The sequence below is a fragment of the Streptomyces sp. NPDC048331 genome, assembly GCF_043201215.1.
Taxonomy (GTDB): Bacteria; Actinomycetota; Actinomycetes; order Streptomycetales; family Streptomycetaceae; genus Streptomyces.
In genome coordinates, this window is record NZ_JBICYT010000003.1 from 411,150 (window position 1) to 424,827 (window position 13,678).

Annotated in this window: 9 protein-coding genes; 4 read left to right on the top strand and 5 right to left on the bottom strand. The window is 72.9% G+C overall.

Going from position 1 to position 13,678, the window contains the following annotated elements:
* The first annotated feature begins 102 nt into the window (after positions 1–102).
* The 4 genes from ACGFYY_RS07775 (at position 103) to ACGFYY_RS07790 (ending at position 8,500) form a co-directional block, all read left to right on the top strand.
* Complete coding sequence (locus tag ACGFYY_RS07775; protein WP_393707592.1) at positions 103–4,827, top strand: type I polyketide synthase; 4,725 nt, start codon at positions 103–105, stop codon at positions 4,825–4,827.
* Entirely contained in the window at positions 4,824–5,492 is a 669-nt protein-coding gene (locus ACGFYY_RS07780) for a 4'-phosphopantetheinyl transferase family protein (protein ID WP_393707593.1), read from the top strand. The genes ACGFYY_RS07775 and ACGFYY_RS07780 overlap by 4 nt, the downstream gene beginning before the upstream one ends.
* A 128-nt stretch (positions 5,493–5,620) precedes the next feature.
* On the top strand, positions 5,621–8,059 hold the full coding sequence (locus ACGFYY_RS07785; RefSeq protein ID WP_393707594.1) for a SpoIIE family protein phosphatase: 2,439 nt from the start codon (positions 5,621–5,623) through the stop codon (positions 8,057–8,059).
* Between the two features lie 198 nt (positions 8,060–8,257).
* On the top strand, positions 8,258–8,500 hold the full coding sequence (locus ACGFYY_RS07790; RefSeq protein WP_109780529.1) for a response regulator transcription factor: 243 nt from the start codon (positions 8,258–8,260) through the stop codon (positions 8,498–8,500).
* A gap of 57 nt (positions 8,501–8,557) precedes the next feature.
* Here ACGFYY_RS07790 and ACGFYY_RS07795 read toward each other — a convergent pair whose 3' ends face one another.
* The 5 genes from ACGFYY_RS07795 to ACGFYY_RS07815 form a co-directional block, all read right to left on the bottom strand.
* Positions 8,558–9,574 (bottom strand): serine/threonine-protein kinase, encoded by a 1,017-nt coding sequence (locus ACGFYY_RS07795; protein WP_365280436.1) that lies wholly within the window; start codon positions 9,572–9,574, stop codon positions 8,558–8,560.
* Between the two features lie 248 nt (positions 9,575–9,822).
* Entirely contained in the window at positions 9,823–10,386 is a 564-nt protein-coding gene (locus tag ACGFYY_RS07800; protein ID WP_393707595.1) for a hypothetical protein, read from the bottom strand.
* 158 nt (positions 10,387–10,544) lie between these two features.
* On the bottom strand, positions 10,545–11,027 hold the full coding sequence (locus tag ACGFYY_RS07805) for a helix-turn-helix domain-containing protein (protein ID WP_393707596.1): 483 nt from the start codon (positions 11,025–11,027) through the stop codon (positions 10,545–10,547).
* Positions 11,028–11,306: 279 nt separating this feature from the next.
* On the bottom strand, positions 11,307–11,909 hold the full coding sequence (locus ACGFYY_RS07810; protein WP_393707597.1) for a hypothetical protein: 603 nt from the start codon (positions 11,907–11,909) through the stop codon (positions 11,307–11,309).
* A 226-nt stretch (positions 11,910–12,135) separates the two neighbouring features.
* Entirely contained in the window at positions 12,136–13,611 is a 1,476-nt protein-coding gene (locus tag ACGFYY_RS07815; RefSeq protein WP_393707598.1) for a neuraminidase (sialidase), read from the bottom strand.
* Positions 13,612–13,678 lie beyond the last annotated feature (67 nt).

The following is a 13,678-nucleotide window of genomic DNA, read 5'->3' on the forward strand; positions in this document are numbered from 1 at the left end:
TCCGTACCCGTACCCCCGTACCCGTCCCGCGTCTGTCCCCGTACCCGTCCCCCGCACGACCCTCCACGTCCCGCACGACACTCACGGCAAGGAAGAACTCCCATGACCGACATCGCCATCACCGGACTCGGCTGCCGCTTCCCCGGCGCTGCCGACATCAGCGCCTACTGGAAGCTCCTGCTGAGCGGGGAGCGACAGTTCTCCGCCGTGCCGAAGGAGCGCTGGAACCACGAGACCTTCCACGAACCCGGCAATCCGTCGGCCCCCCATGCCGCGTACACCGACCAGGTCGCCTTCCTGGACGACGTGGACCACTTCGACGCCCTGCACTACGGAGTACCGCCCGCCCGTGCCCGGGCCATGGACCCGCAGCACCGGCTGCTGCTGGACGTCACCCGCGAGGCCCTCGACGACGCGGGGCTGGGCCGGGGCGACTTCGACCGGGAGAACACCGGGGTCTTCTGCGGAATGTCGGTGTCCGACTACAAGGACCTGATGTCGGCCCCCATCCGGGCCATCGCCCTGGCCGAGGACGCCCGACTGGACGCGGCGGACCACGGTGACCTCCTGGACGCCGTCAAGGAGCACGCGGGATCGCTCGGCACCGTACAGGCCTACAGCCTGCCGGGAAGCCTGCTCAACATGGCCCCCGGCACCGTCAGCCGACACTTCGACCTCGGCGGGCCCAGCTACGCCGTCGACTCCGCCTGCTCCGGCTCGCTCGTCGCCCTGGACCATGCGGTGGCCCAACTGCGCCAGGGCAGCTGCCGCATCGCCGTCGTCGGTGGCGTGTACCTCAACCTCACCCCCGACAGCCTGATCGGCTTCTCCACGCTCCGGGCGCTCTCCGCCACCGGGATGTGCCGCCCCTTCGACGAGGGGGCCGACGGTTTCGTGCTCGGCGAGGGCGCCGGCGCCGTCGTCGTACGGCCGCTCGCCGACGCGCTCGCCGCGGGTGACCGGGTCTACGCGGTGATCAAGGGCATCGGCTCGGCCAACGACGGCGCCTCCCCCGGTCCGCTGGCCCCCGCTCCCGAAGGCCAGCTGCGCGCCATGCGCCGGGCCTACGACGACGCCGGGGTCGCCCCGTCCTCGGTGGGCTTCCTGGAGGCCCACGGCACCGGCACCGCGACCGGCGATCGCGCCGAGGTCGAGGCGCTGCGCCGGCTGCGTACCGAGTACCCCGACGACGACCCCTCGCTGTGCTACGTCGGCGCCGGCAAGGCCCTCATCGGCCACTCCCTGTCGGCCGCGGGCATCGCCGGGCTGATCAAGACGGCCCTGGTGGTCCACCACCGGACGATCGTCCCGCAGCCGAGGACCGCCCCGCACCCGGGTCTGGGCATGGGCGCCGCGGGCCTGCGGCTCGCCGATTCGGTGCGGCCCTTTCCGGATGCCGGTACTCCGTGCCGGGCCGCCGTCAGCTCGTTCGGCTTCGGCGGGACGAACGTCCACGTGGTCCTGGAGGAGCGGCCCGCCACGGCCGCCGACCGGGGCGGGAACAGCGGGGACACCGGCCCTCGACTCGTCCTGCTCTCGGCCGGCGCTCCCGAGCTGCTGGACCGGTACATCGGCGAGGTTCTCGACGCACTCGACACGGCGGACCCCGCCCCGCTGGCAGCCGTGGCCCACACCCTCGGCTCCCGCCGGCCGCTGACGGCCCGGCTCGCGATCGTCGCCGACGACACGGCGGCGTTCGTCCGGCGGCTGCGCCACGCCCGCCGGCAACTCGTCGAGGGCGAGCGGGGCGACCTCGGGGACGGGGCCTTCGCCGCCGACGCCCCGCTGCCGGCCGAACAGCGCCGCCTCGCCTTCCTCTTCCCCGGTCAGGGCAGTCAGCGGCCGGGGATGATGCGAGACCTCTACGAGCGGTTCCCCGGTTTCCGGGCGACCGTCGACGACCTCGGCGCCGCGGCCCGCGAGGACGCCGGCTTCGACATCGGCGACCTGCTGTACGGCGCGACGGCGACCGCCGACGGCGAGGACGCCGGGGAGATCGGGCGCCGGACGGCCTCCACCGAGGTGTGCCAGCCGCTGCTCGGGACCGTCCAGATCGCCGCCACCCGACTCCTCGCCGGCTTCGGCATCGCACCCGACCTGGTCCTCGGCCACAGCGTCGGGGAGTTCGCCGCGGCCGCGGCGGCCGGCGCCCTGACCGGCGAGGACACCGTACGGCTGCTGGTGCACCGGGGCGCGACCCTCCGGGAGGCCGAGACCTGCCTGCGCGGCGGGATGCTCGCCGTGCAGACCGACAAGGACACCTGCCGCCGGCTGGTGAACGGCATCGACGACGTGTGGCTCGCCTGCTTCAATCAGCCGCGTCAGGTCGTGGTCAGCGGTACGCCGGACGGGCTCGACGCCATGCGGCAGGCCTGCGCGGAGGCGGGGGTCGTCACGGTGGCGCTCGACGTCTCGAACGCCTTCCACTCGCCGCGGCTCGCCCCCGCCGACGAGAAGATGCGCGCGGACCTCGCCGACCGCCCGATCGGCAGCCCCGTCCTGCCGTTCGTCTCGTCCGTGGACGCGGGCCTGTGCACCGATCCCGAGCGGCTGCGCGAGCTGTGGTCCCGGCACGCGTCCGCGCCGGTCCTGTTCGCCGACGCCGTGCGCACCGCCTACGACCGAGGGGCCCGCGTCTTCCTCCAGGTGACCGGCGGCAACTCACTGCTGACCTCGGTACGCCGCACCCTCGCCGACCACGGCGACGTCCACGTCGTCCCCGTCGCCGGGGTGGCCCCGGACGGCGGGCGGGGCCTCGTCCGGGCCCTCGCCCGGCTCGCGGTGCTGGGCGCCCCGGTCGACCCGCGCGCGCTGGTCCCCCAGGAGGAGCGCCGACTGCTCGACCTGCCGGTGGCCAAGCTCGCCACGCAGTCCTACTGGGTGCCGCGTCGGCGCCCGGAGCGGACGGGCGCCCCCGTGTCCGCTCCCCTGACCATGACCGTGAACGACTCGGCGGTCCACCCGATGGACGAACTGCGTCGGCTGGTTCGGCAGCAGACGGAGCTGCTCGCCCGCCTCGCCGAGACGCTTCCCCAGCCGAACGCGGCCACGGAGGCGGCGCTGCTCGCCGCCCTCACCCGGTCGCCCGAGCCCCTCGAGCTCCCCGAGGCGAACGGGGCTGCGGAGCCCGTCGTGCCCCCTGGCCCACCGGAGGCACCGGAGGCACCGGAGGCACCGGCCGACCCCGCCGGCGCGGAGCCGGCGCCGGCCGGGGACATCACCGCCGTCCGGGAGTCCGTGCTCGCGCACGTGTCCCGGGTCAGCGCCTTCCCCGTGGCCCATCTGCACGATGACCAGCAGCTGATCGACGACCTCGGCTTCGACTCGCTGATGCTGACCGACCTGTTCACCTCGCTCAAGCGGCAGTGGCCCCGGTGGACGCGCGACGAAACGGCCACGGACCGGCCGACCGTCGCCGGGATCGCCGCGATGATCGCGAGCTGCTGCGACGACGCCGCGCCGGCCCCGATCCCGTCCCCCGCCTCGGCCCCGTCCCCGGTCCCGTCCCCGGTCCCCGAGCAGCGCTCCGGAGCCGACGTGGCGCCGGCACCGCCGCCCGCCGACCTTCCGGAGGACTCGGCTCCGGCCGCCAACCCGCTGCCCGAGGAGCACACCCGGATCGAGTGCTTCCCGGAGGTCACCGCCCACACCGAGCGCCTCGCGACGCTCTCCGAGCTGGGACTGCCCAATCCGTACTTCCTCGTCCACGAGGGCGCGCTGACGGACACCACCGTGATCGACGGCCGGGAACTGCTCTCCTTCTCCAGCTACAACTACCTCGGCATGGCAACCCACCCGCAGGTGAACGAGGCGGCCCACGAGGCGATAGAGCGGTGCGGCACCTCGGTCTCCGCCAGCCGACTGCTCTCCGGCAGCCGACCGCTCCACCTGGAACTCGAGAGCGAGCTCGCCGACCTGCTCGGATGCGAGGCGGCGATCACCCTGGCCAACGGCCACGCCACCAACGTCACCGTGATCGGCCACCTCGTCGGGCCCGGCGACCTCATCGTCCACGACGCCCTCGCCCACGACAGCATCCTGCAGGGGTGCAGGCTCTCCGGCGCGACCCGGCGGCCCTTCCCCCACAACGACGCCACCGCCCTCGACACGCTGCTGACGCAGGTCCGCGACCAGTACCGGCGGGTGCTCGTCGTCGTCGAAGGGGTCTACAGCATGGACGGGGACATCGCCGACCTGCCCGCGCTCGTCGACGTCAAGAGACGGCACGGCGCGCTGTTGATGATCGACGAGGCGCACAGCATCGGGACGATCGGCCGGACCGGTCGTGGCATCGGCGAGTACTACGGCGTCGACCGCTCGGCCGTCGACCTGTGGTCCGGCACCCTGTCCAAGGCGCTGGCGAGCTGCGGGGGCTACGTAGCGGGGAGTCGCCCCGTCGTGGAGTACCTGCGCTACACCGTGCCGGGCTTCGTCTACAGCGCCGGTATGACCCCGGCCGACACCGCGGCCTCGCTGACCGCGCTGCGCATGCTGCGAGCAGAGCCGCAGCGGGTGGCCCGGCTCTCGGAGAACGCGGCGCTCTTCGTCCACCTCGCGCGGGAGGCGGGCATCGACACCGGGGACAGCCATGACACGCCGGTCGTCCCGTGCATCGTCGGGGACTCGCTGAAGACCCTGCGGCTCGCGGAGGCCCTGTTCCGGCAGGGCATCAGCGTCAACCCCATCCTCCATCCGGCCGTACCGGAGGAACTGGCCCGGCTGCGGTTCTTCATCACGTACGACCACACGCCCGCCCAGATCCGCCGGACCGTGGCCGCTCTGACGCGCGAGCTGCCGCTCCTCGACACGGCCCCGGTCGTCCCATGACCGCCGCCGTCGTGGCCGCCGGCTTCCGGGAGATCGCGCCGGGCCGCGTCCACCGGTGGGGCGGAGCCCGCCTGATCGTCGCCCGGGCCCGTGACCTCGGTCAGGTGCCCGCCCTCTCACCGGCCGAGCGGCGCGTGCTCCGGGCGCTGCCGGCCTGGCGGCGGGCCGAGTGGACGGCGGGCCGGCTCCTCGCCAAGCGGCTGGTGGGTGAGGTGGTCCCCGCGCCGGCGGGCGGTGTGGAGATCCTCCCGCGGGAGGACGGCAGCCCCCGCGTCCTCGTCGGCGGCAGCAGCCCGCTGCCCGCCCTGTATCTCTCCATCAGCCACACCGCCCGGCACGTCGCCGCGGCTCTCGCGCCGGAGCCGGTCGGGGTGGACCTGTGCGAGATCGACTCGGCCGACGCCGTGCGCCGGGTCGCGGACCATTTCCTGTCGCCCGCGGAGCTCGCCCTCATCGGTAGCGAACGGCCCGAGGCGATGACCGCGGCCTGGGCGCTGAAGGAGGCCGCGGTGAAGGCCGACCGGAGCGGGGTCTTCGGCGAGGCTCCGCGGGGCATCCCGATCCTCGGTCTCCGCCCGCCCGTCCTCGGCGGACGGCGCCGCGCGATGGTGTGGCGGGCGGGCGACGCGGCGCTCGCCCTCGTCCTCGCGCACCCGGGTGGTTGAGTGCCCCGCGTGACCGCACTGCGTTGGTGCTCCTTGCCCGGCGGGATCATTCTGGTCAGAGGAGCGCCTGGCCGTGCACGTCCCGTAGGACGGCGGCAACGGAACGAGCGAGGGCGAGATGAGTGGCGATGGAGCAAGTTCCCACCTCTCCTGGTGAGCGGCCCGAGGAGACGGGCGCCTCCCTCGAGTCGGCCTACACGGCCTCGGCGACGATCAACGAGCAGGGCATCGTCACCGAATGGAGCGAAGGGGCGACCCGGCTGCTCGGTTATGTGCCGTCCGAGGTCGTGGGACTGCCCGCCGCCCACCGGCTCGCCGATGTCCTCACCGAAGCGGCGCGGCGGGTGCCGTCCGAGCAGGAGCGGTTCAGCGGCACGGTGGCGCTGCGCCACCGGGACGGTCACCGCATCGAGGTGGCCCTGCTCGCGCACCGCTGGACGTCCAGCGGCGGGACCACCAAGTGGTTCGTGGTGTCCGCCGTCGGGGGCGCGGCCCACTCCCCCTGGGACGAACCGCTGAAGGAATGGGCGTTCACCCAGTCCCCCTGTTTCATGGCGATCTTCGACACGGATCTGCGACTGGTGCGGGCGAACGCCGGCATGGAGCGCACGCTCGCGCTCACGGAGGCCGAGATGCGGGGACTACGGCTGCCGGAGATCGCGCCGGATCCCGTGAGCGACGAGACGGAGCGCCGGATGCGCCTGGTGCTGGACTCCGGTGAGCCGCAGTACATGGAGGCCTTCGTCCACCCGACGGGCGTCGGCGGGGAGCACGGTTGGGCCACCTCGCTGGCGCCGTTGCGGGACCCGGACGGCCGGGTGCACGCCGTGTGTCTGGCCGCGCACGACCGGAGCGCGGTGGAGAGCGTCCAGCACCAGATGCTCCTGACGGACGAGGTCGACACCGCTCCCATCGGGACCACGTTGGACAGTGTCCGCACCGCGCACGAGCTGGCCGACGCCGCCGTCCCCCGGTTCGCCGATTTCGCGGTGGTCGACCTGCTGGAGCCGCTCCCGCGCGGGGACGAGCCGTCCGCGGTCCAGGCCGACGGGCCGGTCACCGTGTGCCGTGCCGCGGCGCGGTCGGTACTCGACGGCACCCCGGAGTCCAGGGTCGCCGTCGGGGACACGACCAGCTATCCCCCGCTGTCGCCGCCCGTCGAGGCACTGGTCGCGGGCCGGGGCGCCGTGTACGGAGCCATGGACCCGGCCCTCGCCCGGTGGGCTGCCCAGGACCCCGAGGCCGCCTGGATCGGGGAGTACGGGGCCCACTCGATCATGGTGGTGCCGATGCGGGCCGGCGGTGGCACGCTCGGGGTGGCCGTCTTCAGCCGGCACCGGCGCCGGGAACCCTTCCAGCAGGAGGACCTGCGGGTGGCCGGGGAACTCACGGCCCGGGCGGCGGCCGGGATCCGCAACGCGTACCGGTCCGGCAGGGAGCACACCACGACGATGACGCTGCAGCGCAGCCTGCTCCCGCACACGCTGCCCGACCAGGCGGCGCTGGAGATCGCCTCCCGGTACCTGCCGGCGGCCGGCGAGGCCGGTGTGGGCGGCGACTGGTTCGACGTGATCCCGCTGTCGGGCGCCCGGGTGGCGCTGGTCGTGGGGGATGTCGTCGGCCACGGCATCCGGGCCACCGCCACCATGGGACGGCTGCGGACGGCCGTACGTACCCTGGCCGACGTCGACCTGGGCCCCGACGAGTTGCTCACCCACCTCGACGACCTCGTCATCCATCTGTCCGCCGACGAGGGTGACCAGGATTCCGGCGGGGAGACGGCGGGGGGCATCGGCACCACCTGCCTCTACGTGGTCTACGACCCGGTCATCCGTCGCTGCACGGTCGCCCGGGCCGGCCACCCGCCACCGGCCGTGGTCTCCCCGGAGGGCTCCGTGTACCTCCTGGACGTCCCGGCCGGTCCCCCGCTGGGCCTGGGCGGCCTGCCCTTCGAGACGCTCGAGGTCGAGCTGCCCGAGGGCAGCATCCTCGCCCTGTACACCGATGGCCTGTTGCAGGCCCGCGACCACGACATCGACGAGGCGTTGGACGGCATGTTCGCGGCCCTGGTCCGGCCGGCGGACACGCTGGACGCGGTGTGCGACCGCGTACTGACGGCCATGCTGACGCACCGCCCGGACGACGACGTGGCCCTGCTCGTGGCCCGGACCCGGGGCCTGCACGCCGACCAGGTCGTCGTCTGGGACCTGCCCTCCGACCCCTCCGTGGTCGCCACGGCCCGGCGCCGGACCACCGACCAGCTGACGGCCTGGGGGCTGGAGGAGGCCGCCTTCGTCACGGAGTTGCTGGTCAGCGAGTTGGTCACCAATGCGATCAGGTACGGGCAGCCGCCCATCCAGCTGCGGCTGATCCACGAGAGGAACAGCACCCTGATCTGCGAGGTCTCCGACGCGAGCAGTACCGCCCCGCACATGCGGCGGGCCCGGACCTTCGACGAGGGCGGGCGGGGCCTGCTGCTGGTGGCGCAGCTCGCCCAGCGCTGGGGCACCCGGCACGCGGCCATCGGCAAGACCATCTGGGCCGAGCAGTCCCTCACCGGGTTCTGAGGGCGACGAGGACGCGTACAGAGCCGGGCGGTATGCACGGAAATGTTCCCTGTGACGCGCCTGTGACAGTCGACGGACACCTCCATGAAGTCCCGCCGACAAGCTCTTTATCAGGGACAAACACCGACATTCAGGTATACGTCCCCTGCTTCCGAGGACGTGAGCAGTGATGACCGGACCGATCCGTCGGAGGAAATCATGAGTCTCACCCTCGTCGCCCCGCAGACCGAAGCCACCGCCACCGCCACCGCCCCCACCCTCGCCCCGCGCGAGCAGGAGGCCCTGCGGCACATCGCCGCCGGCTGCACCTACCTGCAGACGGCCCGCCAGATGGGGCTCTCCAAGCACACGGTCGACGCCTATCTGCGCCGGATCCGCGCCAAGCTGAACATCAGCACCACGGCCGAGATGACCCGCCTGGCCATCTCGATGGGGCTGTGACCACCGCGGGAAGGATGTTGGGGGGAGACGGAGAACGCCCGTGACGGGCGAGGCGGTCTACGGGCCGCCGGGCAGGCCGTAGAAGACCGGCCGGGCCCAGACCGGGGGCTCCCGCGGGGGCGCGGAGGCCCTCGGGGCGACGGGGGGACGGGAATCCTCCCGCGACGGCGGATCGGCGTGACGGCCGATGCCGCCTCCTGTCGCGTCGCGCAGGGCGGCCACGAATTCGAGGCAGGACCCGTAGCGGTCCTCGGGGACCTTCGACAGGGCCTTGGTCAGCACGTCGGCGGCGGCGGGAGCGATTCCCGGCCGCCTTTCCGTCAGTGGGGGCGGGGGATCGTACTGGTGCGCCCACAGCAGCGCCGCGTCCTCCTCGCGCTGGAAGGGCGGCCCGCCGGCGAGGGTCTCGTAGACGACGCACGCCAGGCTGTACAAATCGCACCTACCGTCCACCGGCCTGCCGGAGATCTGTTCCGGCGCCATGTAGTCGAGCGTGCCGACGAACTCCCCGTCCGTGGTGAACCCGGTCAGCGCCAGCGCCTTCTTCGTCAGCCCGAAGTCCGTGAGGTAGATGTGCTCGGGGTGGTCGCTGTCGGTGCCCGCGGCGACCAGGATGTTGCCGGGCTTGACGTCCCGGTGCACGAGGTCGTGGTCATGGGCGGCGTCGAGCGCCGATGCCACCTGGGCGGCGATGCGCAGGGCGGTCGCGACGGGTAGCGGCCCCTCGCGGTCCAGCAGGGCGCGCAGGTCCAGGCCGGAGACGTAGCGCATGGCGATGTAGAGGACGCCGTCGGTCTCACCGGCTTCGAAGATGGGCACGATGTGCGGGTGGTCGATCGAGGCGGCCACCCGTGATTCGTGGGTGAAGCGGCGCCGGAAGGTCTCGTCACGGGCGCGCTCGGGGGCGATCAGTTTGAGCGCGACGGTACGGTCGAGGCGCAGGTCCTTGGCGCAGTAGACGACGGCCATGCCACCGCGGCCGATCATGCGCTCCACGCGGTAGCCGGCGATCTGCTTGCCGATGAGGCCCGAGGCGCGGCCCGCGTACACGCTGAGGTTCGACACCTCGCTCATCGGACGTCCCCCTCGCCCGGCCGTGTGACGCCGCCGGAGGCGGCGGGCCGCTCTCGCATACCTGGAAGTCTATCGATCGCCCCACCCGAGCGCGCCGTGAGGCGGGACGGTCGGGGCGGCCCCGTACATCCGCGCGCACCCGCCCCCACACGTGAACGCACACGGTGACCGGTCCCCGAAAGGGAACCGGTCACCGTGCGCGTGCGGGTCCGTGGTGGCCCGTCGTCGCCTGCCGTCGTCAGTCGTCGTCAGTCGTCGTCGTTGCCGCCGGCGCCGCCGTTGCCGCCGAGGCCACCGGTGCTCCCGCAGCCGAAGCCGAGGCAGAGGCCGCCGTCGCCGCCGTTGCCGCCCTTGCCGCCGTCGCCGCCGGGCAGCGCGACCCCACCGGTGCCGCCGTTGCCGCCGTTGGCGCTGCCCTTGCAGGTCCCGGCGCAGATACCGCCCTTGCCGCCGTTCGTACCGTTGCCGCCCGGCACGCCCGTGGTGCCGTTGCCGCCGTTGGCACTCCCGTTGCACAGCCCGGCGCAGATGCCGCCCTTGCCGCCGTCGGTTCCGTTCACCGATCCGTCGCAGTTGCCGGCACAGACCCGGTCACCGACGCGCACGCTGCCCTTGTCCACCTTGACGCCGCCGAGCGCCGCCTTGCCGTGGAACCGGCCGCCGCCGGGACGCGCGTCCCCGTTTCCGAACGCGGAGACGGTCTGGACGGAGGGCGCCGGGGCCGCGGTGGCGACCGGTGCGATCGCACCCGCGCCGATCAGGGTCGCGGAGATGATGAGGCCGAGCCGGAACTTCGTGGATCGCGTACGCATGAGACTTTCTCCCTTGCCTGGAAATTGCATTCCGTGACGCGGCTGCGATGTCCCGCTTTCCGCGTTCCTGTCGAGTGGGCCCGATCGATGTCCGGCCGTTCGTTCTTCCGAGGTTTTCTCCGACGCCCCGGCCCGCTGCGGACCGGGGCGTCGATGCCTCACGAGCGGTCGTCGTCGCCCATCAGGGCGAACCAGTCGCCGTCGACGTAGTACTTCTTCCAGGTGTCGATCTGCTTTTCCGAGATCTTGTACTTGTCGGCGATCTTCTTCGTGGTCTCTTCCTCGTCGTCGGCCGCCAGCACGATGATCGCGATGCGCACCTTGTCGACCACGGTCAGATCCGCCTTCGACTTGTCGGGCAGGTCCTCGAACGTGAAGCAACCGACCCCGCCGGGCTGACCGGGCTCACCCGGCTGACCGGGCTCGCCGCCCCGGCCGCCCTTGCCGCCCTTGCCGCCCTCTCCACCCTTGCCGCCGACGCCGAACCCGACGCAGTGTTCGGGCTGGTCGGCCGGGGCCGAGGCGCTGATGTTCGTGGGGGTGTGGGACTGCGACGCCTGCGCGGCGCACGCCGTACCGGTGACGAGGGCCAGAGAGGCCGTGGCCAGGATGATCGGACGCTGCCAGGACTTCGTGAACATGACGGGTTTCTCCGTTTCGGCACATACCGAGAGGGGGGTGGAGGTGGGGGGTGGGGGGGGGGGGGCGCGCCGCCCCCCCCCCCCCCGGGCGGGGGCGCGGGGGGGGGGGGTGAAAGGGGGCCGCCCCCCCCCCCCCCCGCCCCCCCCCCCCCCCCCCCCCCCCCCCCCCCCCCCCGCCCCCCCCGCCCCCCCCCCCCCCGGCGGGGGGGGGGGGGGGGGGGGGGGGGGGGGGCGGCCCGAAGGCCTCCACCCCGTTGAGCCGGGTCCTGCGGTGAGCGGTCAGAAGAGGCTGCCGCCACCGGCGCCGCCGTCACCGCCCTCGCCACCGATCAGGCCACCGAAGCCGCCGTCGCCGGCCTTGCCGCCGTTGCCTCCGTTGAAGAAGCTGAAGCCGCCGTTGCCGCCGTTGCCGCCCTTGCCGCCCTTGAGGAAGCCGTCGCCGCCACCGCCACCGCCACCGGCGTTGCCGCCCTGGAGGACGCCGAAGCCACCGTCGCCACCGTTACCACCGGCGCCACCGATCCGGCCTTCGCCGCCACCGCCGCCACCGCCACCGGCGCCGCCGAGCAGGAAGCCGTCTCCACCGGTACCACCGTTGCCACCCTTACCACCGGTGCCCGTGACGCTGCCGCCACCGGACCCACCGGCACCACCGGCGCCACCGACCAGACCGCCGGTACCGCCCTTGCCACCGTCACCTCCGGCGCCTCCACCGTTCGGGAGGGCCGTAGCCACGTGGGAGGCCACCGGAGCGGCCGAGGCCATGGACGCCGGAAGCACAACTCCTCCTGTGACCACAGCGGCCGCGGCGGCCAGAGTGGCGAGGCGGAAGCCGCGACGGGTGGTACGGGTGACATTGCTGGTGTGCATCTTGCGGTTCATGACGTTCTCCTACAGATCAAGAGGGCTGTTTTACGTACCCGGATTTCCGGGACGGTGCGGTGGTATCGGCGAGAGAAGGGATCCTCGGGGAGGTTTTCCTTTTCTTTCGTCTGCCTCGTTCCGTTTCCGGTGAGGCCCGCACCACAAGTAAGCCCCGAGGGCCACATCCGGGTCATGTTCCGGAAACTCGGGACTTGACACCCTCATGAACAGCGGCTAAAAGCTGTCAGCCGATACGGAAGCTGCCGGTGTAGACGTCCGTACGGTTCCCCGGTGCGTCGGAGTTGGTCTCGGTGAGCACCGCCCGCACCCCCTTGCCGTCCGCGACCAGGCCTTGATAGTCGCCGAGGAAGTAGCCCCCGGCGAACGGCGCCCGCAGCCAGTCGAACACCCGCGAGATCCGGCGTTCGGTCCGCTGCTCGAGGTTCCCGTGCGGCAGCGTGGCCAGCTGGTAGGCGGTGGGCAGGGTGGTGGTGTCGCCGGGCTCGAGGAAGCGCAGGTCGTAGTAGGTGAGCGCGACCGTGCCCCGGTCGTCGACCGCGATCGACGGGGAGAACGCCGGCACGTCCTGCGGGCTGATCAGCTCCGGGGCACCCCAGGTGCGACCGCCGTCGGTGGAGCGCACCAGCTGGACGGAGTCGAAACGGCCGCCGGAGAAGTCCGCGCCCTCGTAGGCCATGTACAGCGTGCCCGTCTTCGGGTCGACGGCAGGGCTGGGCAGGGTGGAACCGGCGCGCAGCAGCTTGGTGGGGTCGTTGGGGTCGACCTCGGGCACGGAGGTGTCCCGGGCCACGGTGACCGGGGCGCTCCAGGTCTCGCCGGCGTCGGTGGAGGTGACCACCTGGTAATGGGCTTCGACGACGGTGCTCAGGTCGTCGGAGTGGGTGATCCGGTCGTAGAAGTCGTACAGGGTGCCGGTGCGCCGGTCGACGACGATCACGTGCCCGATGGTCTGGGTGTTCGGCACGGCGCTGGTGTCGACGAACCGCCGGGCCTCGCTCCAGGTGCGGCCTCCGTCGCGGGTGACGGAGATGTAGCCGGGGCCGTCGAGGGAGCTGGGGCCGGGCGGGTCGTTGTCGAGACGGTCCCAGACCTGGTAGGCGGTGCCTCCACGGATCGGATCGGCGGTGAGGGAGGGCTTGTCGTTGAAGAACGGCTGCTCGTCGACATGGGTCGTGGTGAGGTTCTGCCAGGTGCGGCCACCGTCGTGGGACGTGGCGGTCAGGAGGGCGCTGCGCGTGCGCCTGGTGAAGTCGACGCCTTCCCCGCTCGCGTAGACGGTGCCATCGGGTCCGGTGCTCACCCAGGGGTCGGAGGCCCGTTCGTAGTCCGCTCCGCCGGGGGCGCACAGGCTGAACGGCAGGGTGCTCCGGTGGAAGGTGCGGCCGTCGGTGGTCCAGGAGGCGACCAGGCCGCGGGCGGCGCCGTCGTTCCAGCGGTCCTGCTGGTACACGGTGACCACGCGTTTCGGGTCGCGCGGGTCGACGGACAGGTACGGCTCGACCTCGGTGCCCGGGTAGGCGTAGCTCTCGGGCGAGATGGCGCCGATGGTGCAGTCCGCGTACGGGTCGCCGTCGGACACCTTGATCAGCGGCGCGCCGCCGCCGGGGTTCCGGTCGGCTGCGGCGGGGGTCGCTCCGGCGACCGTGACCAGCAGGAGCGCGGCGGTGGTGACAGCGGTCAGGGGTGGGAAGACGCGCATGCGGGATCTCCTCCGGGCCTGGCGGCCAAGGTGCGGGACCGCCGCCGTCGTCGGGGCGGCCGAGGGG